22 protein-coding genes and 1 riboswitch are annotated in these 20,911 nt (G+C 56.0%); of the genes, 9 read left to right on the top strand and 13 right to left on the bottom strand.

Annotated elements, in window-relative coordinates:
- The first annotated feature begins 21 nt into the window (after nucleotides 1-21).
- Nucleotides 22-450, top strand: a complete 429-nt coding sequence (locus BLQ99_RS10475; RefSeq protein ID WP_093690747.1) for a S26 family signal peptidase — start codon at nucleotides 22-24, stop codon at nucleotides 448-450.
- A gap of 449 nt (nucleotides 451-899) precedes the next feature.
- Here BLQ99_RS10475 and BLQ99_RS10470 read toward each other — a convergent pair whose 3' ends face one another.
- The 7 genes from BLQ99_RS10470 to BLQ99_RS10440 form a co-directional block, all read right to left on the bottom strand.
- Nucleotides 900-1,997, bottom strand: a complete 1,098-nt coding sequence (locus BLQ99_RS10470; protein ID WP_093690745.1) for a replication initiation protein — start codon at nucleotides 1,995-1,997, stop codon at nucleotides 900-902.
- Nucleotides 1,960-2,139: a hypothetical protein gene (locus BLQ99_RS10465; protein ID WP_093690743.1), complete on the bottom strand. Its 180-nt coding sequence runs from the start codon at nucleotides 2,137-2,139 to the stop codon at nucleotides 1,960-1,962. Before BLQ99_RS10465 ends, BLQ99_RS10470 begins: the two co-directional genes overlap by 38 nt.
- A gap of 87 nt (nucleotides 2,140-2,226) precedes the next feature.
- On the bottom strand, nucleotides 2,227-2,439 hold the full coding sequence (locus BLQ99_RS10460; RefSeq protein WP_281240888.1) for a manganese catalase family protein: 213 nt from the start codon (nucleotides 2,437-2,439) through the stop codon (nucleotides 2,227-2,229).
- 24 nt (nucleotides 2,440-2,463) lie between these two features.
- Nucleotides 2,464-2,712, bottom strand: coding sequence for a spore coat protein CotJB (locus BLQ99_RS10455; RefSeq protein WP_093690741.1), 249 nt, complete (start codon nucleotides 2,710-2,712; stop codon nucleotides 2,464-2,466).
- Nucleotides 2,713-2,727: 15 nt separating this feature from the next.
- Nucleotides 2,728-3,078 carry a spore coat associated protein CotJA gene (locus BLQ99_RS10450; RefSeq protein ID WP_245690424.1) on the bottom strand — a complete coding sequence of 117 codons (351 nt, stop codon included), beginning with the start codon at nucleotides 3,076-3,078 and terminating at the stop codon, nucleotides 2,728-2,730.
- Nucleotides 3,079-3,197: 119 nt separating this feature from the next.
- On the bottom strand, nucleotides 3,198-3,482 hold the full coding sequence (locus BLQ99_RS10445; protein ID WP_093690739.1) for a PspC domain-containing protein: 285 nt from the start codon (nucleotides 3,480-3,482) through the stop codon (nucleotides 3,198-3,200).
- Between the two features lie 56 nt (nucleotides 3,483-3,538).
- A complete protein-coding gene (locus BLQ99_RS10440; RefSeq protein WP_093690737.1) occupies nucleotides 3,539-4,699 on the bottom strand; it encodes an FtsW/RodA/SpoVE family cell cycle protein in 1,161 nt (386 codons plus the stop codon).
- 119 nt (nucleotides 4,700-4,818) lie between these two features.
- Here BLQ99_RS10440 and BLQ99_RS10435 point away from each other — a divergent pair, with 119 nt between their 5' ends.
- Nucleotides 4,819-5,760, top strand: coding sequence for a YncE family protein (locus BLQ99_RS10435; protein WP_093690735.1), 942 nt, complete (start codon nucleotides 4,819-4,821; stop codon nucleotides 5,758-5,760).
- Here BLQ99_RS10435 and BLQ99_RS10430 read toward each other — a convergent pair.
- From BLQ99_RS10430 to trmB, 3 genes are all read right to left on the bottom strand, one after another.
- Nucleotides 5,741-6,163 (bottom strand): EamA family transporter, encoded by a 423-nt coding sequence (locus tag BLQ99_RS10430; RefSeq protein WP_093690733.1) that lies wholly within the window; start codon nucleotides 6,161-6,163, stop codon nucleotides 5,741-5,743. The two genes, BLQ99_RS10435 and BLQ99_RS10430, sit on opposite strands and share 20 nt — an antisense overlap.
- Nucleotides 6,164-6,229: 66 nt before the next feature.
- The gene (locus tag BLQ99_RS10425) at nucleotides 6,230-7,450 is read right to left on the bottom strand and encodes a DUF2935 domain-containing protein (RefSeq protein WP_093690731.1); all 1,221 of its coding nucleotides are present in this window, start codon (nucleotides 7,448-7,450) and stop codon (nucleotides 6,230-6,232) included.
- An 85-nt stretch (nucleotides 7,451-7,535) separates the two neighbouring features.
- A complete protein-coding gene (trmB, locus tag BLQ99_RS10420) occupies nucleotides 7,536-8,174 on the bottom strand; it encodes a tRNA (guanosine(46)-N7)-methyltransferase TrmB (RefSeq protein WP_093690729.1) in 639 nt (212 codons plus the stop codon).
- Between the two features lie 148 nt (nucleotides 8,175-8,322).
- Between trmB and BLQ99_RS10415 the strand changes: the two genes are divergently transcribed.
- The gene (locus tag BLQ99_RS10415; RefSeq protein WP_171904656.1) at nucleotides 8,323-9,522 is read left to right on the top strand and encodes a two-component system sensor histidine kinase NtrB; all 1,200 of its coding nucleotides are present in this window, start codon (nucleotides 8,323-8,325) and stop codon (nucleotides 9,520-9,522) included.
- Here BLQ99_RS10415 and BLQ99_RS10410 read toward each other — a convergent pair.
- Nucleotides 9,467-11,371 (bottom strand): sigma-54-dependent Fis family transcriptional regulator, encoded by a 1,905-nt coding sequence (locus BLQ99_RS10410; RefSeq protein ID WP_093690725.1) that lies wholly within the window; start codon nucleotides 11,369-11,371, stop codon nucleotides 9,467-9,469. The genes BLQ99_RS10415 and BLQ99_RS10410 overlap by 56 nt on opposite strands.
- Nucleotides 11,372-11,549: 178 nt before the next feature.
- Between BLQ99_RS10410 and nrdD the strand changes: the two genes are divergently transcribed.
- On the top strand, nucleotides 11,550-11,831 hold the full coding sequence (gene nrdD / locus BLQ99_RS10405) for an anaerobic ribonucleoside-triphosphate reductase (protein ID WP_093690723.1): 282 nt from the start codon (nucleotides 11,550-11,552) through the stop codon (nucleotides 11,829-11,831).
- Nucleotides 11,832-11,878: 47 nt separating this feature from the next.
- On the opposite strand, the gene BLQ99_RS10400 is transcribed toward nrdD, so the two are convergent.
- Nucleotides 11,879-12,460: a YqaA family protein gene (locus BLQ99_RS10400; protein WP_093690721.1), complete on the bottom strand. Its 582-nt coding sequence runs from the start codon at nucleotides 12,458-12,460 to the stop codon at nucleotides 11,879-11,881.
- 185 nt (nucleotides 12,461-12,645) lie between these two features.
- A riboswitch (molybdenum cofactor riboswitch) is annotated at nucleotides 12,646-12,781 on the top strand.
- Between the two features lie 39 nt (nucleotides 12,782-12,820).
- Here BLQ99_RS10400 and BLQ99_RS10395 point away from each other — a divergent pair.
- A complete protein-coding gene (locus BLQ99_RS10395; RefSeq protein WP_143005897.1) occupies nucleotides 12,821-13,981 on the top strand; it encodes a molybdate transporter family protein in 1,161 nt (386 codons plus the stop codon).
- A 26-nt stretch (nucleotides 13,982-14,007) separates the two neighbouring features.
- On the opposite strand, the gene BLQ99_RS10390 is transcribed toward BLQ99_RS10395, so the two are convergent.
- On the bottom strand, nucleotides 14,008-15,345 hold the full coding sequence (locus BLQ99_RS10390; RefSeq protein WP_093690719.1) for a hemolysin family protein: 1,338 nt from the start codon (nucleotides 15,343-15,345) through the stop codon (nucleotides 14,008-14,010).
- Between the two features lie 297 nt (nucleotides 15,346-15,642).
- Between BLQ99_RS10390 and ilvD the strand changes: the two genes are divergently transcribed.
- From ilvD to BLQ99_RS10370, 4 genes are all read left to right on the top strand, one after another.
- Nucleotides 15,643-17,286 carry a dihydroxy-acid dehydratase gene (ilvD, locus tag BLQ99_RS10385; RefSeq protein ID WP_093690717.1) on the top strand — a complete coding sequence of 548 codons (1,644 nt, stop codon included), beginning with the start codon at nucleotides 15,643-15,645 and terminating at the stop codon, nucleotides 17,284-17,286.
- 65 nt (nucleotides 17,287-17,351) lie between these two features.
- Nucleotides 17,352-18,629 carry a nickel pincer cofactor-dependent isomerase, group 22 gene (locus BLQ99_RS10380; RefSeq protein ID WP_093690715.1) on the top strand — a complete coding sequence of 426 codons (1,278 nt, stop codon included), beginning with the start codon at nucleotides 17,352-17,354 and terminating at the stop codon, nucleotides 18,627-18,629.
- Between the two features lie 15 nt (nucleotides 18,630-18,644).
- The gene (locus BLQ99_RS10375) at nucleotides 18,645-20,183 is read left to right on the top strand and encodes a gluconokinase (protein WP_093690713.1); all 1,539 of its coding nucleotides are present in this window, start codon (nucleotides 18,645-18,647) and stop codon (nucleotides 20,181-20,183) included.
- A gap of 10 nt (nucleotides 20,184-20,193) precedes the next feature.
- Nucleotides 20,194-20,835, top strand: coding sequence for a bifunctional 4-hydroxy-2-oxoglutarate aldolase/2-dehydro-3-deoxy-phosphogluconate aldolase (locus tag BLQ99_RS10370; RefSeq protein ID WP_093690711.1), 642 nt, complete (start codon nucleotides 20,194-20,196; stop codon nucleotides 20,833-20,835).
- Nucleotides 20,836-20,911: the final 76 nt, after the last annotated feature.

Below are 20,911 nucleotides of genomic sequence, written 5' to 3'. Positions count from 1 at the left end.
ATTAGGCGGTGATTTGATTTCGTGATACGTCGAAAGTTTTTCGCTGCCTTGCTGCTGGTCCTGGCCGCGGCCGGCTTTGCTGGCGACGCGGGCTGGCTGGTGGTAAATATTTCATCTTCCGCGCCGGCCGGCGTATATATTGCCGCCGCTGGTCCGCCGGCAGCGGGTGACTATGTCGTATTTGACTGGGGCCGCCGCCCGCGGCTGCTGAAAAAAGTCGTCGCAGTTGCAGGTGATGAATACGTCGTCACCGGCGACACCGTGGTCGTGGCTGGGGAAGAATTTCGCCGCCAGAGCGATGTGCCAGCAACGCCGGGCCCGGGCCGGCACGTTATCCCGGCCGGCCATGTTTGGCTGGCCGGCCAAGGCAATGACAGTTTCGACAGCCGCTACTTTGGACCGGTTTCTGTGGAAAAGTGCCGGCCAGTGCGGCTGGTTTTTCGTTTTTGAAAAAGCCAGCGAAGCCGCGAATTTGTTGGGTTTGCGGGGTGCAAGCGCGAGTGATTGTTCGCAAAGTCAAGCGTTTTTTCTTTTTCCCGGCGGTGGGGGGTTAAAAGGGGGGTATCCCCCCTTTTTCACGTTTTGCCAGGGCTGCTAAAAAACCGCCACAACCACCCCCTTTAGGGGGGATTCTTTTTTTTGAGTTCGCTATATATATAGTTGTGGTGTTTATTATATTTTTATATTTTTATATTTTATATATTTTTATATAAATGGAAGGTTTTTTTGCGAAAAAACCCGCAAACCCGCGTCAAATCTAGAAAGTCGGCGTGTGTAAAATTTTTCCAATAGGTGAGAAAAACCCCGGCATAGGTGAGAAAAAACCCCGGCATAGGTGAGAAAAAACCCCGGCATAGGTGAGAAAAAACCCCGATTTTCCAGAAGCAAAAAAACACCCCCTAGGAGGGGGTGTTAAAATATTCTTCGATAAGTGTCATCAAAATCGGAGATGAACGTATTTGCTCGATCGTTGTTGCCGCTAACCGCCTCGCGGCAAACGAATCTGGATTTATCATTATTTTTTCTCTTATTTCCAGTATTTGGCTGTCGGATAGCTCTATCTTTTCCTTTGTTGTCGTCGCCGCCACTTCCGCCGCCGCTAGCGCTACCGCCTCGCGTTCTGCATTTTCTTTTTCTCTACGATCTTTATTTTCGCTTTCTACCTCGTATCTTGTTTTCCAATTATTTACAATCGCTTGTTTTAGCCAGGCCCCTTCGTTTTTTATGTTTTTTACATTTTTTTCTTTTTTAAGACCCAAATACTTTGCGTAACAGTATTCTATTCCATATTTTTCCACTAATTCGTTTAATTCACTTTCTGAAAAATACATTAGCAATTCATTATATCGCGGGTCGGTTTTTTCTTTTGAATTGATTTCAAGTATGATTTTTTCAACCTTTTTCCCGTTTTTTACTTCTTTTACATTTAATTCCACATTAGTTTTTTTATTAATTTCATTGTAAGCGGGAACTAGACAATCTCTTTTTATTGTTTTATACTCTTTATCAGAAACAGAAATATTCAGTGCAAAACATAGCTTATCAATCGCGATTTCGCGATTTTTCTTTTTTTCATATTGCTTTGCGAGCATATATATTCTGTGTGCATATTTACCTTTTATTTTTCCAATTTCTTCCAAAGGTATTTTGGTGTAGCGACCCGCCTTAATCGCCCGGAACATTTCAGAGATATACTTATCGAGTTGAATGTAAATTTTTCCTGCTGAATATTCTACTTTTTGAAAAAGTGGAATTTGGATAGTCTTTCCATCTTCTTCTACAATTATAACTCTCGAAATTAGCCGTGCAGTCGCTTTTTTAATTTCCTTATATTTCCAATCGTCAATTTCGTCAAAAATATCTTTCGCTTGCAACATGATAACTTGACTTTTCTCATTCACTTGAGCAAAAACGTGAAAAAGTATGTGATGCTCAAGTTCAGAAAAACACCAGCCGGCCTCAATCATCGCGTTTGGCATGTATAGATTCTTCAACATTAAGACATATATCTCCTTTTCCGCTTTTTTTCGCCTCCTTGTTTTTTCTTTTTATTTCTTCCAATTTTTGGAATATAATTATTTGTGTTTCTTCATTCGTCAAAATTTTTCCATTTTTGACAAACGTAATTCTATGCACCACTCCTTTCGCCCCCCTTTTTTGATATATTTACAAATTTTATTCATATGCGGGGGCCTTTTGCCACTTTTTCTGCATTTTTTATTTGTTTTAATTAAGTATTTCTAAAACCTCCTTCCCGATGTCGGTTAAAAGGGCCTTCGCCTGGCTGGTCGGCATGGAATAGCGCTGATTGAGGTAGCGCAGCGACGCCGACAACTCGCCGTCAGGACCGCCGTACTGGGCTATGACCATTTTGGCGAACTTGACGTCCGGGCGGCAAACCTTAACGGGATGTTCCAGTTTTTTTTCGTATATCCACATATTCACCATTCCTTCCGTGCAAGATTAAAGTTCCCAGGGCCAAGGCCCTTCCGCCCACTGCCAGGGCACTTTGGACTTCGCCATTGGCGTCAGCGGTCCGTATTGGTCCTCATATTCCTTAATGTATTTCTTCAGTAGGTCGATGGCACAGTTATAATCATAGATGGCATCCTCATCGCAAGGATGGGTGTCAAGATACAGGCCGAGCTCAATGGCTACAAACTCCATTTCCTGCACCCTTTTGAGCATTGCTAACTGTCTTTCACAATCCATAGTTTTGCACCTCCACTACTCAGGAATCGGGTATGCGCCCCACAGTTCCGGGAACAGCGTCCCTTTCATGAGCGCTTCCTTGGGGCTGAACGCTTGTTCATAGCTCTGCCAGGGAACATACGCATGGGCCAGCATCATGCCCATTGGCATGTGATGCATGTGGTGCATGGGGTGCATCCCGTGCATTCCGTCCATTCCGCCCATTTCACCCATTTCACCCATTTCGCACATTTCCATAGGCTCTTCTGTCATGTCGTCCTCCATTTTGTCGGTATACATATAAGTTTTTTTATACTTTTTGCGGCCCGGCAACTCGCTGGCGCCTTCGCCTCCCTCAACCCAACGGGGTTTCTTAACTTTTGCCACAAAATAACCTCCTCTCTAAATTACCTAATATATCTTATGGCGAGTGGCGACATAGTGACACTACCAACGAAAAAAAGCGGGGCCAACCGGCCAATGCGGCCGGTTAGCCCCGCTTTATCTTATGGTGAGGGCATCGGCATAATAATGAAGGCAAGAAGATAAAACCCAAGCCCAATGCCCCGGTATAGCCCGGCAATGGCCCAGGCCAGCCGGATGAGCGTCACGTCCACGCCCGTATAATTGCTAAACCCGGCGCAAACGCCGAAGATCATGCCGTGGGCAGGATCTAGCGCCAGCTGCCGGTGCACCGGCAAAATGTCCGCCGGACTTAAGCCGCTTTGGATAAACTGCCATACGGCCAGACCGCTCAAAGCATACGCACCTGCCCGGATAAGCCACAGCATAAAAAAGCCCCCTACCCGTTTCTCTTAGTAGGAGTATTACCCGGATAGAGGGGATTTTAAACATGATGCCTGGTAACGCGCAACCGCTTTGGCTCCGGCTTAGGCTCAGCCGACCCCCGGGACGCCGCCGCCTGCCGGCCGACACTGATGAGCAGCCCGATGGCGGCCAAATTTACCATCAAGGCCGTGCCGCCATAACTGATAAAGGGAAGCGGTACGCCCGTAACCGGCAGCACGCCGCTGACCATCGCAATATTGCCAACGGCCTGGCAAACAATGAGCGCCGTCGCGCCCGTGGCCAAGAGCATGCCATAGCCGTCAGGCGCCCGAAAGGCAATCTGCATGCCATACAAGGCGAAGAGAATAAACATGAGTAGGACTCCAGCCGCCGCCACAAAGCCGAGTTCCTGGCAGAGAATAGCGAAAGCAAAGTCGGTATGAGCCTCCGGCAAATAGTAAAACTTGCTCGCGCCCATACCCAGTCCGGCGCCGGTCAGACCGCCAGAACCAATAGCCAGGAGTGACTGGACAATTTGATAACCGGCGTCTTGCTGGTGTGCCCAAGGATCAAACCAGGCGGCGATGCGCTGTGCCCGGTAAGGAGCGGCGATGGCAGCTGCCACGGCGCCGCCGGCTCCCGCAACGGCCAGCAGGATCAGCTCCCGTCTCGGTAGTCCGGCCAAAACATACAATAGCAGCGATAGGGCGACGATGACAACCGCTGTCCCCATGTCCGGCTGCTTGAAAACCAAGGCGCCCATCGCCACGGTTAGCACGGCTGGCCAGGAGAAAATGGTCACCGCCCGGCGGCGGTCAATAAGCGGGCCCAAAAAGGCGGCGGTTACAAGCAGAGCCGCCAGTTTGGCAAACTCGGAAGGCTGAAAGATGATGCCAAGTTTTAACCACCGTTTCGCGCCGTTAGCCACCAGGCCCACCTGCAGCACGGCGAAGAGCAGGGCAATAGTGCCCAAAGCAAACAGCGGCGCAAACGGTCGCAGCCGCCGGTAGTCGACCCTGGCCAGGACCGCACAGGCTATTACCCCGACAGCAGCCGCCTGGAGGTGCTTTTTCAAATAAAAGTAGGGATCGTTTAACTGTTGCGCCGCTTTAACAAAACTGGCGCTGAAAATATTAATCGTACCAATAAGGCCAAGAGCAAGGGTAATGTATACTATCGCCTCCACCGGGCCGGACCAGGGCAGCGCAATTTTCCGCATGGACAACCTCCACTTTTTTATCAATCCCTATTATACCAAAAATACCCATGGCCGCCCACTGACCAAACGTCCCGGCTTTTAATATTATATACTAATTATTTGTGCATGAAGGTGATGGTATGGATATTCCGTCCTTCCGCCTGCTGGCGGCCGATACCGAGAAGCGGGCCCTCCTCATCGTGCATGGTCCGTCCGGCGCTATAGCAGCCGAAATGGCTTACCCGGACGGTTTTACGCCCACGGCTGTTGCGGTGACCGAAGACGGCAGCAGGGCTTTTGCGGCCATGGCCGGCAGCGGCGGCGCCGGTGCCCTCTTTGTCTTAAACCTGCGGTCTCTTTCCGTTTACCGCCTGCCCGTTGAAATCCCGCACCCCGCCTTTTTTGCCCTAATTCCCGGCGCCCCTCTGGCCGCGGTGATCGAGCCGTCCGGCACACTCTACCGCCTGGACACCCGGGATTTAACCATCCGCTGCTGCGGCCAGCCGGGCATTGTCACTTGCTGCGCGGGACTGGCAGTTGACCGCACCGGCCTTTATACCATTTGGGAAAGTGAAGCCGGCGGCATCCTGGCCTGTTTTTCACATTGCGGCAACCTCCTGTATGACCGCCTGCTGCCCGGCGTCCCAACCGCCCTCTGCCGGCAAGGAGAAACAACACTGGTGCTGTTTACCGGCGCCGATGGCCGGAAAGGACTGGCGCTCTACCGCGATGGCGCCGCCGGCATAGCGCCAGGCCTGGCCTGGCTGCCGCCAGGGCCAATGTGGCCCGGCGCCGCCGCCCTGTCGCCGGTAGGCGACAGGGCGTATGTGGCGGGTGAAGGCACGGGAACCCTTTTCATTTTTGACCTAAGCCGGCTGACCGTTACGCGGACAATCGACATTGGCCTGCCACTCTCATCGCTCTGCCTGCTGCCTGGCGGCCGCTATGCCGCCGCCGTCAGCACCGCCGGCAGCCTGCACCTGATCGCGCTTGAGCAAGGCGCCGCGCAAACGCTTGCCGCCGATTACCGGCTGGCCCCTTACCTCGCGGTCATTGGCGGGGCTAGTAACGGAGCAGAATGATGCCGGTTACAATTAGCGCTGCCCCCGCCGCTTTGCCGGCGGTAATCTTTTCGCCGAAAAACACCGCCGCGAGGATGAGCGCCACCAGCGGGAAAGCGGAAACGACCGGCGAAACCCGGCCGACCTCGCCGTATTTGAGGGCGTAGTAGTAAGCCAGCTGTCCCAAAAGGGCGGCGCACACTCCTTCGAGCGCCACGAACAATACATCACGGGGGGCGGCGGCAGCAACGGCCGGCCACTTGCCCCCGGCGGTCACAGCCAATGCCAGCAGGCCTGTTACCACAGCGCTGCGGATGGTGAGCGCCGTGAGCGGCTCCAGGCCGCCGAGGCCAAGCTTGCCGAATAACGGGGCCGCTCCCCAGCAGAACAGGGCCAGGATGGCAAAACTAAAACTCTTAAGCATCAGGTCTTGTCCCCCCTATAACCTAGGTAAAGCCCCTTTTCGTCAGGAAAGGGGCTTTCTGCTTATTTAATCCTTAACTTTACCGAGCGGCCGCGGCCAGTTATTCCATTTGTATTTCGCCGGTTTAACCTGCTTGGGCGGCTCAGGCTCCGGCTGCGGTACGGGCTCCGGGGTCGGCGCCGGCTCAAGACTAGGCTCTTCGCGCGGTGGCGCCATTTCCTTGAATTTTTTCGGCGGTAAGGCGAACTTGGGCGGTTTTACCGGCGGCAGTTCATCCTCGAAACATTCCTCTTCGTCTTCCTCCACCATTTCTTCTTCCTCTTCCCACATGCCGCACGGCATCTTCTCGTCGCACTCCATAATAGGCGGCGGCCCAAAATCGTCCTCACATTCCATGCTATCAGCGTAGCCACAAACCGGTTCTTCCTCATCGGGCGGGCATTCCATCATGCCTTTATCCATCATGGCCAAAACCATGAGGAAATGGTCGGCCTCTCGCCGGACATGATCAGCCAACAAAGCGGGGATGGTGCTGACCAGCTTGCACTCCTCGATCAGCCGGTGGGCCGCCTTCTTAAAGTCCCGCAGCCGCACCGTGGCGGCGCGCACATCCTTGATAAAGCGCGCGTAAGCAGGCATGACGCCGTGATCATGGCGATAAGCATGTGCGCCTTTGCTGCCATGGGCATGGCGATGGTGATGATGGTGGTACAGGCCGGCAAAATCGCGAGCCTGGAGATAGAGCTCGTCAAATTCCTGGGAAAACTCGTCCACTGTCCCCATCATAATCCGCTCCGACGGATCAAGCCGTCCCCGGATAAAGTAGGTATGGTCCTCCATGACGCGGACCCAGAACAGCATTTCCTGCGTCTTGGCCATTTGTTCGAGGGCATGTTTGCCGTCTTTCATTTTCGTAAGCAGTCGCAGGACATATTCGGCCTCGCGGGCCATATGTTCAAGCATAAGCGGCGGCAAATTAGGCACTATTCGGCAGGATACCGCCAGGTGGACAAGGTGGTGTTTGTAGTGGTGAAACTGGGCAATAAGGCAAGCCGCGTCCTCAACCAGCGCGGCAAATTTTTTATCACCGGTCTTGCCGACACGGGCCTTGAGTTTTCCCAATTCGTCATAAAAGTATTCCGCTTCGCGAATAAGGTCGGTTTTGTCGCAAGGCAAACCCAGCTTAATAAACAGGGCGTGCTCCTGCAGAATATCCAGCCAGAAGCACAGTTCCTCCGCATTGGGCAGCAGCCCTGGCGCACCGGTGGCAACAGAGGGGCGTGACATAGTAACACCTCGCTTGCTTTTGCTTTTCACACTACATTCTATGCCGCGCCGGGAAGAACTGTTAAATTACCATAAGACGATCCAGCTAAAAAGTTACCTCGCAGCGGTAGATGCGCATCCCCTGGGAACTGAATTTTTCCTCATACTCGGTCATAATATTGCCTTCATAGCCGCTATTGTGCAGATCAAAGGTAATATTCCCCATTTTCAGTCCCATGGCGCCAAACTGGTTAAGGGAAAACTCAAACAGTTTCTCGTTATCGGTTTTAAAGAAGAGTTGGCCGCCGGGGGCCAGCACTACCCGGTACTTTTCCAGGAAATTGCTATGGGTGAGTCGCCGCTTGGCATGCCGCTTTTTCGGCCAGGGATCGCAAAAATTGATGTACAGGCGGTCAATTTCGCCGGGAGCAAACAGTTCCAGCAAGTTGTTGATATCGAAAACGACCAGCCGGACGTTGCTTAGCTGCCGCTCCCGCACTTTTTTGGCGGCATAGTACAAAACATCCTGCTGGGCTTCCACGCCCACAAAATTGATGGCCGGCTCCCGTTCGGCCATTCCGGCAATAAAACGCCCCTTGCCGGTACCCAACTCCACGTGAAGCGGAGCCGTGCGGCCAAAAACCTCCCGCCAGCGCCCGCGCAAGTCGGGCAGGGGAGGGCGGTAGACGATATCGGTATATTCGGCAAGAGCTTGACTAATCCAGGGCTTTTTCCGCAGCCTCATTGCAAAGTCCCCTCGCATTTCTTTAGTCGTCGACAGCCGGCGCGCTAAAAAGCGCGGGCCTTGTCCTTTTTTGACAAAAAAGAGGATTTACACTATGGTTGAATAATAAAAAATATGTTAATCAATTTGATAATTGGCAGGTGATTTCGTGCGCCCATTAGCTTCGGACTTATTAGCATTTTGTCTAAATCTCCTCACCAACCCCCCGCCCTTTGTCCAGCCGACAGACCCGCTGAACATTCCCGCCGCCTTGTATGACGCTATTCCCGCCTGCGTCCTGGCCGTTGACAACCGGCTGCGCATCACCATCTTCAACCGGGCCGCGGAAGAGCTCGCCGGTCATCCGCGGGAAAAATTTCTTGGCCGGGATGTACGGGAAGTGTTTGCCAATACTATGCCTGAATACCCGTCTTTTTTGGTACAGACGATCAATGGCAACCGGCGCTTCGTAGATGAGGAAATCAGCTTTCCCCACAATGGCCGGCGCAGCCGCCTTTTGGTTAGCACGGCCCCGCTCTACGATAAGGCGGGAACCATTGCCGGCGCGATCAGTGCCGCCTTGGATATCACGCCCATCCGCGAAGTTAGACACCGGATGCACCACTTAGAGACGCTGGCCGCCCTGGGCCAGCTTGCCGCCGGCACGGCCCATGAAATCCGCAACCCCCTCACGTCGATACGAGGGTTTACCCAGCTTATTCAGGCCCGGGCGCTCAGGCGTGGCGATGCGACTACCGCAGATTACTGCCGCTTGATCATGCAGGAAATTGATCATGTCAACAATATCCTGAGCGACATCCTCTCCCTGGCCCGCCCCCATACCCGTCAACTGTCCCTGCTCAACATCGTGAAGATCGTCCATGACGTTATCGCCTTTATGTATGGCGAAGCGATCCTATCCGGCATAACGCTCCGCCCCGAACTGCCGCCGGAGGAGTTATGGGTCCAGGGCCATATCGATAAGCTGAAAGAAGTGCTGATTAACATCTGCCGCAACGCGTTCCAGGCCATGGGGCCGGGTGGCATTCTAACCCTCTCAGTTTCTGCCGACGCCGTTACGGTAAAGATAGCGCTCTCCGACACCGGCTGCGGCATGACCCGGGACATTATCGAACAGATCTTTACCCCCTTTTTCACCACCAAGGAAACCGGCACCGGCCTGGGCCTGGCGATCTGCCAGCAGATCATGCATGAACATGGTGGCGACATTCAGGTCGAAAGCACGCCCGGTCAGGGCAGCACTTTCACGCTCCTCTTACCCCGCTGCCTTCCCCCTGAACGCAGTGAAGCCGTCACTGCCGTTCCAGGCCGTATTTTTTCAAATAGCGATACAGCGTCACCCGGCTGACGTCCAGCATGTTGGCCAGACGGCTGATATTGCCGCCGGCGGCCTTCCACGCCTCGATGAATACCTCGCGGTCTTCTTTCCAGGCCTTGCTGGGCCCTACTTCCCCCGGCAGAATGATATCGCCGGGGGTTATTGTTTGGCCGGCCGTATGGAAAAAGGCATGCTCCACCACGCCCTGGAGCTGCTTAATATTGCCCGGCCAGTCATATGACATGAGAAGCTCAGCCGCTGCTTCCGACAATTGTTTGACCGGCAGATTATGCTGCTGGGCCAGTTCGTCGATGATATGGGCGGCCAGCAGCGGGATGTCCCCGGCGCGGGCCCTGAGCGGCGGAATGCGGAGCACCGTTTTCGCCAGCAGTTCATGCAGCTGTGGCAAAAAAGCGCCCTTTTCCGTCAACCGTTTGAGATCACTGTCGCAAGCCGCGATGACCCGCACATCGAACGAGCGAAGCACATCCTCGCCGACCCGGGCCGCCTGACCGGCGGTGAGCGCCTGCGCCAGCCGCGCCTGCAAGTGGGGCGGCAGCTTCTCCACCTCGTCGAGGAAAAGGGTGCCGCCATTGGCCAATTCCAGTTTGCCCGGCCGGCTCTCATCCCCGCCCGCCTTGGTCCCGAACAGTTCGGCCTCCAACAGATCGGGCGGCATATCGGCGCACCGTACGGCAATAAGCGGGCCGGCCGCACGGTGGCTGGCCTGGTGGATGCCATGGGCCAACCGTTGCTTGCCGGTGCCGGGTTCGCCCTGCAGCAAAAGATGGCCGTGGCCGCGGGCCACCCGCGTGGCCTTATCCTTTAGCGCGACGATCGCCGGCGCTTCACCGACGATGCTCGCCAGGCTGTAGCGGGCCGTATAGCCGGCAGCATGGGCCACCATGGTCCGCAAATCTTCGATCGGCATGGACACGGCGACCACACTGGCAACCTGGCCATCGCGCTCGATCGGCACCACGGTCGTAATGTCCTCGTACGTTTTTTGCGGCGTGATCCAGGTAACTTCCTTATTGTAAGACGGGATGCCAAGAAAGCCTTTGTAGAGCGGCGTGTGGCGGTAGTTGAGGACCACATCGCTTAAGTTAGGCGGCTCGCCGGCCTGCCCTTCCGGCGTTATTACCGACAGGCGGTTTTGGCCCAGCCGGTTGGTGTAAGCCACCTCGCCGCCAGGCAGGATATGGTAAACAGCCAGCGGCACCGCGTCCAAGATGGTCCGCTTGACGGCCAGGCGCCGCTCCAGCCGCAGGTAATTTTCCAGGGCGTATTTCATGGTCAGTAGCAAAGACATTACCGCCCCGTAAGGAATCTCCTCTTGCTGTACCGAAACAAGCGTTAGAACATATTCCGGCTCGCCCTCCGGCATGACCGGCGTCGAGCAGGCGTCGCCGGTCTGACACTCGGCAATCCACATCTCCGGCCCGAACAGGAGAAAGGGCGTTTGATGTCGGTAAGCGATACTGATGCTTGACGTCCCGATGTCCGCCTCGGTCAACCGCGCCCCCTCCAGTTCGCCCGGCGTCATTTGGAAGAAGGGCAGGGCGTAACTTTTTAGGGCGTAACATTCCTGATCCAAGAGCAGCAGGCTCAGGTTGTAGACATTAAAATGCTCCCGGATTTCCCGGAAGAGGCCGTCCAAATACGCGAGAGCCACGCGGTGCCGCTCCCGCCGCCTGGCTAATTCCTGCTTGTCCAGTTTTTTGAGCGGCGGCATACGGTCAGTAGGCACCCCCGCCGCCCGACTGCGCTGCCACGATTCGGCCACCCAGGGGTGAACGTTAGGATCCAGTTCCCCGTGCTTAACGAATTTATAGTAATAGTTTTGCAGTTTTTCTTTGCTGCGCCGCTCGCGAATCATTCCCCTGACCTCCCAACATTTTGTCATGCGCGAAAAAGAGCAAAGTTTGTCAGTAAAGATATTATACCCGTTTCTTCTTTTCCCCTGCTTGTCGTAGCGTCACGGAAAAGAGAAATTCATTCTTTACCAATATTAATTCCTGATATATAATAAAAATAAAAATCTGGAGGGACTTACCATGGAAAACCTGGTAATCCATGGCGTGACCGTCACCGCCGACCCGTCGCTGACCACCGCCGAAATCACCGCTTTGGTCGAAGAAGAAATTAAACTCTGGCAGGACAAGAACAAAACCCTTGGCCGCCTGGAGCTCACCTTGGACGGTGACAGCATCGTGGTGCGGGCCGTGGAAAAATCGCCGATCCGCCGCGTCCGCCGCATCACCGGCTACCTGAGTGCTCTGGAAAACTTCAACGATGCCAAGCGGGCCGAATGTGAGGCGCGCGTCACCCATTGCTAGCAAAAACCCTGTAGCATATTAGCCTTGCTACAGGGTTTTGTCTTACTTTATTTCGCCGGAGTTGTCGGCGCACCTGCTGATCTAAGCCGCCTGATGAGCACGATCATGGCGATCACGACCGCGCAAACAACAATGACGGTGTCATCGGAATACTTTTTTATCAGGTCAACGGCCTGAGGCCCATAGTAGTAAATTAAGAGCCCTTCCAGCAGAAAGCGTTTGGCCCGGCCGACAACGGAAGCCAGGAGAAAGACGCCAAAACTTATCCGGAAAACACCGGCACTGATACTCACAAATTTATAGGGAATGGGGGCCAGTGCCGCCAGGATGATGGCCCAGGGGCCATAGGCCGTAACCCAGCGCCGGATTGAAGCGATGTGTTGCGCCGGTACTATCCGCTTAACCAGTGGCACGCCATACCGGCCGCCGAGAAAATAGCCGATAACGCCGCCGGCTACCGACGCCGCCGTGGCTGCCACGGCGTAAAGAATGGCTTTGTCCGGCGCGGCCAGAGCGAGCGGAATAAGCAAAAGGTCGGGGAGGACTGGCGAGATAAAGGATTCGGTAAAGGACGCAATGACAAGGCCAATAAGGCCGTACGCCAAGAGTACCTGCAGCAGCTGGTCCATACCCATCCCTCCCTTCATATTGCCTTTGTAAAACCTATCCGCCTATAGCGAATCATTATTATCGTACCGAAAAGGCTGGCCGGTGTCAATGCATTTGCCAAAAAGCGGCAAATTTATTGCCGTTAAATTTTCCCAAAACTCATTGTTTTCGCGCCTTTTCCCGCGCTATAATAATGCTATAATAATATGAAATACACCTTCGAGCCCGTCCGCCTAAAGGCAGCGTCCCACGGCAGACCGGCCTGGGCCTGTGCGCCCACGGGGTATAGTTGGAAACGGCTATGCCTTCCCACTGTGAAAAGGAGGTATAAATATGATTGGTTTTATGGTTACTGTCGGGGGCAGGAGCGAGTCGAAGTCATGCGGCTAAACCGGTTTGAACTGGCCGGCAGCCTGGCTGACATCGGCGTCCTCCTGCCGCTTGTCGTTGCGCTGGCCGCCACGGGTAGTGTTAACCCCTTTATCGCTTTATCGGCCTGCGGGCTCTTTTACCTGGCAACAGGAATGTACTACCGCGTGCCCGTTCCCGTCCAGCCCCTTAAAGTATTCTGCACCGTGGCCCTGGCCGCGAAGTTAGCCCCGGCGGTAATCCACGCCGGCGCGCTGCTCATCGGTTTTTTGTTCCTGGCGCTGTCCGTTCCGGCCGTAATGGAGGGCATAAAGAAGCTCTTTCCCCTGCCGGTAATCCGCGGCATCCAGTTAAGCACCGGCCTGCTGCTGATCGACAGCGGCATTAAGCTGTTTATATCCCCTCAGGTCATTATCGGCGGCCCAGCGGAAACGGTGGCGCTTTTCGGCGTTGCTTTGCCAGCCAGCCTGCTGCTCGGCATCTTCTTAACCAGCCTCTTGCTCCTGGCCATACCTCACTCCAAATACCCCGCCGCCCTCATCTTAGTGGCCGCGGGCGCTATACTGGCTCTCCTGTTCGGCGCCAAACTGACGCCCGCCGGGCCGGCGGCTTTTCGCCTGCCTGAATTTCCCGCCGCCACCGCTTTCCTCCAGGCCTTTTGGCTGCTTGTTCTGCCGCAAATTCCGCTCAGCCTCGGCAACGCCATCATTGCCACGGAAAACACGCTCAAAACCTATTTTGCCGGGCAGGCCAACCGGGTAAACGCCAACCGGCTGGCCTTCGGCATGGGGCTTTTTAACCTGCTGGCCGGCCTTGCCGGCGGTATCCCCTGCTGCCACGGCTGCGGCGGCGTCACCGCCCACTACCGCTTCGGCGCCCGGACAGGCATGGCCACTGCTTTGGCCGGACTGTTTTACATCCTTCTGGCCGCGGCGGTATACTACTTTGGCACCTCGGTCTTCGCTTTCTTTCCTTATCCTATTCTGGGCGTACTGCTCATCTACGTGGGCATCGAACACGGCCTGCTCATTCAGGATGTCCGTTCCCGCCAGGACCTGGCGGTTGTTATCATCATCGCGGCGGTGACAATGGCGACCCGGGACATGACGGTTGCCTTCCTTACCGGCATCGCTTTCCGGCAGATTATCATCGCCCGGCGCCTTCTGGAATAGCTATAAAAGGGACCGCGCCCGCTAACCTAGGCCCGGTCCCTTCGCTGTTCTACCGCCTCATTATCCACCACTGTCACCAATATTTTGTCCACCCGTACGCGGTCCATATCGATGATCTCAATGCGCAGCCGGCCCCACGCAAACTGTTCCGATACGGCCGGGATATGGCCAAGATAAGAGATGACGAACCCGCCTACGGTGTGAAAATGATCACGCTCCTCTTCCGGCAGCTCATCAATACCGAACATTTCCTTGAAGTCTTCCACCGGCATCATCCCATCCACCAGCCAGGAGCCGTCATCCCGCTGCACCGCCATCGGCTCTTCCGTGTCGTCTGCCAGCGGCATGTCGCCAATAATGGCTTCCAGTAAATCATGAAGTGTGACGAACCCTAGCACGCCACCGAACTCATCCAGCACGACGGCTTCGTGGACGCCCTGTTGTTTAAACATCTCCAAGGCGCGAAAAGCGCGCATAGAACGCGGAACAAACAGGGGCCGGCGGATACACGCTTCCAAGTCAATTGGTTTGCCCGCCAGACAACTGACGAGAATGTCGCTCGTATAAACAACACCAACCACTTCGTCCAGATTGCCCCGCACCACCGGAAAGCGGGAATAGCCGCTCTCCGTGATGATTTTTATGTTTTCCTCCGGAGTATCTTCCAGGTCAAGCCACGTCATCTGGGTCCGCGGCGTCATCAAATCATATACACGCAGGTCGCCAAAGCGGAATACGCGCTGAACCATGTCCTGCTCCGCCTTTTCAAAGGCGCCGGCTTCGGTGCCCTGCTCGATAAGAATTTTAATCTCCTCCTCTGTCACCGGCAGCTCCTCCGATGGTCTGATGCCAAGCACCCGCATTACCAGGTTGGTAGAAGTGCTGAGGAAATACACTACTGGCGTAGCCAGACGGGAAAAGGCGCGCATCGGCCGGGCGACAAAGGCCGCCAGCGGCTCGGGATTGCTGAGCGCTACGCGCTTGGGCACCAGTTCGCCCACAATCAGCGATACATAGGTAATGGCGGCGACGACGAATGCCAGGCTGATGCTGTCGCTGTAAGGCGCCAATAGCGGCACCTGGTTCAGCCATGCGGCAACCACCCGGGACAGCGTGGCGCCGCCGAAGGTGCCGGTGAGAATGCCGATTAAGGTAATACCCACCTGAATGGTCGATAGCAGTTGGGTCGGATCATCAGCCAGCTCCAAGGCCGCCTTGGCCCCGGCACTGCCTTCGTTGGCCATCTTTTCCAAGCGGGGTTTACGGGATGATACTATCGCCATTTCGGTTAAGGCGAATAGCCCGTTGGCCAGGATTAACAGGATGATGACCGTAATCTCCAGGGTAACTGATGAGGTTTCCAAAGTACGCGCTCACCTCTTGAATGCATCCGTAGTGGTAATATCTCCAGGCAAGAGCCCTAGTATTAGTTAATTAGCGATCGGCAAGCAAAACCCTCTTCAATTTTGTTCCTCGATAAGCTCTTCTGATAAGCGCGTCGTCATGCTCCCTTAATCAGTTGATAATAGCCATCCCCCGCATGCCTTTAAGCCTTACGCCCGGGCAGGTGTTGCGGCGCCGGCCGAACAGGTATATAATTGGTCTAAAATCTTGCCAATTTTACAAAAAGCAATTTCGCTTACAGAAAAGGAGAACGTTCCATGACCAACAGGCTCAGCAGTTTTTCTCCCTATCAGCGGGCTATTGCCAAAGGCCACCTATGTTCCTGCGGTACGGCTTACGCTGACCTCGATAAGCCCCTTATCGCCATCGTTAATTCGTGGAATGAAATTGTCCCCGGCCACGCCCATCTGCGTGACCTGGCCGCCCACGTTAAACGGGGCATTGCCGATGCCGGCGCCTTGCCGCTGGAGTTCAATACCATCGCCGTCTGCGATGGCATTACCCAAAGCCATAACGGCATGAAATATGTGCTGCCCAGCCGCGAACTCATCGCCGATTCCATTGAAATCATGGTGCGCGGCCACGGTATCTTTGACGGCATGGTGCTGCTCGGCTCCTGCGACAAAGTAACGCCGGCCATGCTCATGGCCGCCGCCCGCCTCAACATCCCGGCCGTTATGCTCACCGGCGGGCCGATGGTCAACCGGATCAAACCCAAACAGTCGAAAGCGGCCCGGCAAAGCTTCATCCGCGGCGAAATCGACGAGAAGGCCCTGGTCGACGTGACCCGGGAGTATTACCCCCACCCCGGCATTTGCCCCTTCCTCGGCACGGCCAATACCATGAGCATTGTCGCCGAGGCGCTGGGTCTGGCCCTCCCCGGTTCGGGTACGGCGCCGGCCCTGTCGGCCGAACGCGACCGGCTTGCCTACGCAACCGGCCGGGCGATTGTCGACCTGGTGAACAAGGATATCCGGCCTCGCGCCATCATGACCCGGGCGGCGCTGGAAAATGCCCTCGTCGTCGTCCTGGCCATCGGCGGCTCGCTGAACACGGTGCTGCACCTGCCGGCCATCGCCCACGAGGCCGGTCTGACCCTCACCATGGCCGACTTTGACCGCATTAGCAAACGCACGCCGCTCATCACCCGTATTTACCCCAACAGTGACGAATATACCGTCGCCGACCTCCATCCCGTTGGCGGTGTTCCCACCCTGATGAAAGAACTGGCCCCCCTGCTCGATCTGTCGGTCCTTACCGTTACCGGCCGTACCCTCGCCGACAACCTAAGCGGCGCCAACAGCGCGGACGGTCAGGTCATTCGGCCGCTCAGCAACCCCTACCAGTGCGAAGGCGGCATCGCCGTCCTCCAGGGCAACCTTGCCCCCGACGGGGCCGTCGTCAAGAGCTCGGCCGTGCCCCGTGAACTGTGGCAATTCCGTGGACCGGCCCGCGTCTTTGAGAGTGAAGAAGAATGTATGGCCGCTGCCGACGCCGGCACGATCAGGAGCGGCGAGGTCATCGTCATCCGCAACGAAGGACCGGTCGGCGGCCCTGGCATGCGCGAAATGCACCGCGCTACCGAAATCCTCAGCAAAGTCGGCAGAGTGGCCATTATTACCGACGGCCGCTTTTCCGGGGCTTCCGGCGGGCTAGCCATCGGCTATCTTTCACCTGAGGCGGCGCTCGGCGGCCCGATCGGCCTAGTCGCGACCGGCGACATCATCGCTATCGACATTGCCGCCCGCACGCTGACCTGGGAAGTCGATGAGCAGACGGCCGCCCAGCGCCGCGCAGCCGCCCGGCCCCGCCGGACGGAAACGGACAGCGCCTTCCTTAAGCTGTACAGCGCCGCCACCTTGTCAGCCGCCCAGGGGGCAATCCGCAAACACGACTTTTAGCTCTGAGAGGACAACGGCAACTATTGTCAAATAGATTATTAATTCTGTTTTGAGGAGGCCGCCTAATGGATATTATTCAGGAGCTGTTAAAAGATATCCCCCTGCCGCGCATGGCCAAAGTGCGCCAAACTTTTCCCGCTCCGGAGGTTACCGATGTGGCCGGGACCTTGCGCCAAGAACTCGCTAAGCCCGGCATCATGAGCCGTGTCAAGCCGGGTATGCGCATCGCCGTGGCCGTAGGCAGCCGTGGCGTTGCCGAAATCCCCACCCTGGTGCGCATAACCGTCGAGGAACTGCAAAAACGGGGCGCCCACCCCTTCATCGTCCCCGCCATGGGCAGTCACGGCGGCGCTACCGCCGAGGGCCAGAAAGAAGTGCTGGCCAACCTGGGAGTAACGGAAGCAAGCGCCGGCTGCCCCATCCTATCATCAATGGAGGTCGTGGAAATCGGCCGCCTGGAAAACGGCCTGCCGGTTTATGTAGACAAACACGCCTATGGCGCGGACGGTATTGTCGTCATCAACCGCGTCAAGCCCCATACCGCCTTCCGTGGCCCTAACGAAAGCGGTCTGGTGAAAATGATCACTATTGGTCTCGGTAAACAAAAAGGGGCGGAGTCGTGCCATGCTTACAGCTTCAAGTATATGGCCGAGCACATCGTTGCCATGGCCAGCATCGCCCTTGAGCGTCTGCCCATCCTGTTCGGGGTGGCAACGGTGGAAAATGCCTATGACCGGATAGCCAAAATCATTGCCGTCCCGGCCGAAAGTATCATTGAAACCGACCGGGAACTTTTGGTCGAGGCCAAAGCCAATATGCCCCGCATCATGTTTGACCAGATTGATGTGTTAATTGTCGATGAAATTGGCAAAGATATCTCCGGCGACGGCGCCGACCCCAATATCACTGGCCGCTACCCCACACCGTATGCCAGCGGGGGACCGGACGTGTCCAAGATGGTCATTCTCGACCTCACCGAACGGACCCATGGCAACGGCAACGGTATGGGCGCCGCCGATTTTACCACCCGCAAACTGGTAAACAAGGTCAACTTCCCCATGACCTACGCCAACGGCCTGACCTCTACCGTCGTCGGCCCTACCCACATGCCCACCGTGCTGGAAAACGACCGTGACGCCATCAAGGCCGCGATCAAGACCTGTAACGCCCGCGACCTGACCAAAGTCCGCATTGTCCGTATCAAGAACACGCTGCACCTTGGGGAAATTTACATTTCCGAGGCTATGCTGGACGAAGCCCGTACCAAGCCGGGCATAACCATCCTGACCGACCCTGCCCCCATGCGGTTTGATGACCAGGGCGAGTTAATCGACAAACTATAGAAGGAGCCTTAGTCAATGCAAGTCATCATCGGCGTAGATATTGGCACCACCGGCTGCCGCGCCGCTATATACCGCGAAGACGGCGTCGCGTTAGCCAATCAGTCGCTTGAATACCCGCTTTATACCCCCCAGGCCGCCTGGGCCGAACAGGATCCGGAAGAAATTTTCCAGGCCGTCCTGACCGTTACCGCGCGGGCCATCCAGCAGGCGGCCCTACCGCCAAAAGCAATTTCCGGGCTGTGTTTCAGCTCGGTCTTTCACAGCTTTATCCCCGTAGACAAAGACGGCGCGCCTCTCGGCCGCATGCTTACCTGGGCCGACTCGCGCAGCCAAAGCTATACTGAGGAACTTAAACGCCAGCGCGATGCCCAGGCCATTTATGAACGTACCGGCTGTCCCCTCCACCCGATGTATCCGCTTTCCAAGGTGCTGTGGCTGCGCCATGAGCGGCCCGACCTGTTCCGGCGCACCGCCCGGTTTATCTCCATTAAGGAATACATCTTATACCGCTTCCTTGGCAAATATGTCGTCGACCGCTCCATCGCCTCCGGTACCGGCATATACAACATTCATGACCGGTGCTGGGACGGCGAACTGCTGGAGCTATTGGGGGTGACCGAGGACCAGCTGTCGCCGGTGGCGTCAACCACTAGCGTGGAAGGACCGCTGCTCCCGGCTATTGCCGACCGACTCGGCCTCAGTCCCGATACGCCGGTGGTGCTTGGCGCCGGCGACGGGGTACTGTCCAGTGTAGGGTCAGGCGCCGTCTTGCCCGGCCAGCTCACCGCGATGATTGGCACCAGCGGCGCCGTGCGCGTCGTCACCGATAAACCGGCAGTCGACCCGAAAGGCCGCACCTGGTGCTATAACCTTACCGACGAATATTGGGTGCTGGGCGGCGCCATCAATAACGGCGGCATCGCCTTTCGCTGGGCTAAGGACAAATTTGCCGCTACCGAACAGTTCGTGGCTGAAAAATTGGGCCTAGACACCTACGAAATCCTCAGCCGCTACGCCGAACAGAAGCCGGCCGGCTCGGACGGTCTCATTATGCTCCCTTTCTTTGCCGGCGAACGCGCCCCGTACTGGAACGCCAACGCCCGCGGCGTCCTGTTCGGCCTTAACCTTAACCACGGCAAGCGCCACCTCATCCGGGCCACCCTGGAAGGCATCTGTTACCGTATGTACAGTATTTTCACCGCGCTGGAAGAAGTGGCCGGCCGGGCCAAGGAAATCCGGGTCAGCGGCAGCTTCACCCGCTCCCGACTGTGGGTGCAGATCATGGCCGACGTCTTCGGCCGGCCGATCAGCGTACCCGGTGAACCGGAAGGTTCGGCCTTCGGCGCCGCCGTCCTCGGCATGAACGCGCTGGGAATTCTCGGCAATATCAAAGACGTGGCCAAATTTGTCAATATAAAAGAACAATATCTGCCAAACGAGCGCCATCATGAGCGCTACCAACGCCTGTATGCCATCTACGAGCGGATTTACTGGAACCTGCAAAAGGAATTTGAGGAAATCGCCCGTATCCAACGGGAATGGGCAGAGGAATGAGGAGGCTGCTATGACCAAGACCGAAGTTGTCCGCCTTATTGAGGAAACGGGGATTGTCGCCATAGTCCGCGGCACCCGGCCGGAGGAAATTGTTAAAATCGCCGAGGCCCTGTACGCCGGCGGCATCCGCGCCATCGAGGTTACCTGCAACACGGTCGGCTATTTAGGTATGATCGAGGCCCTCGTCACCGTGATGAAAGGCCGGATGGCCGTCGGCGCGGGCACGGTCCTTACCCCCTCGGCCGCCCAGGCCGTCATCGATGCCGGCGCTGAATTTATCCTGGCGCCCAATTTGGATGCCGATGTCATCAAAGTCGCCAATCAATACGGTAAAATCGCCGTGCCGGGCGTGACCACCCCTACGGAAATGGTGCAGGCCTATAAACTGGGGGCGGAAATCGTGAAACTGTTCCCTGCCGGCGCCCTTGGCCCGCGGTATCTCAAGGAGGTCTTGGGCCCGCTTAACCACATGAAATTCATGCCGGTCGGCGGGATCAACGCCCAGAACATCCCCGACTTTTTGAAAGCCGGCGCCTTCGCCTTCGGCATCGGTAGCGAGCTGGTGGACAAAGAGGCCATTGCCCAGCAAAACTACGCCCTTATTACCGAAAAAGCGCGGCAGTTTATGCAGCTTTTTAAAGATAATAAATAATAAATAAGAATAAATAAGCTTGTAGTTTGTTTGGCCCGCAGAAAACATTGCGCCAGGGACAATTGTCTCTGGCGTT

This window comes from Sporolituus thermophilus DSM 23256, from assembly GCF_900102435.1.
Lineage (GTDB): Bacteria > Bacillota > Negativicutes > Sporomusales > Thermosinaceae > Thermosinus > Thermosinus thermophilus.
The sequence above is the reverse complement of the archived record's forward strand: the minus strand, read 5'-3'. Positions and strand labels throughout refer to the sequence as shown.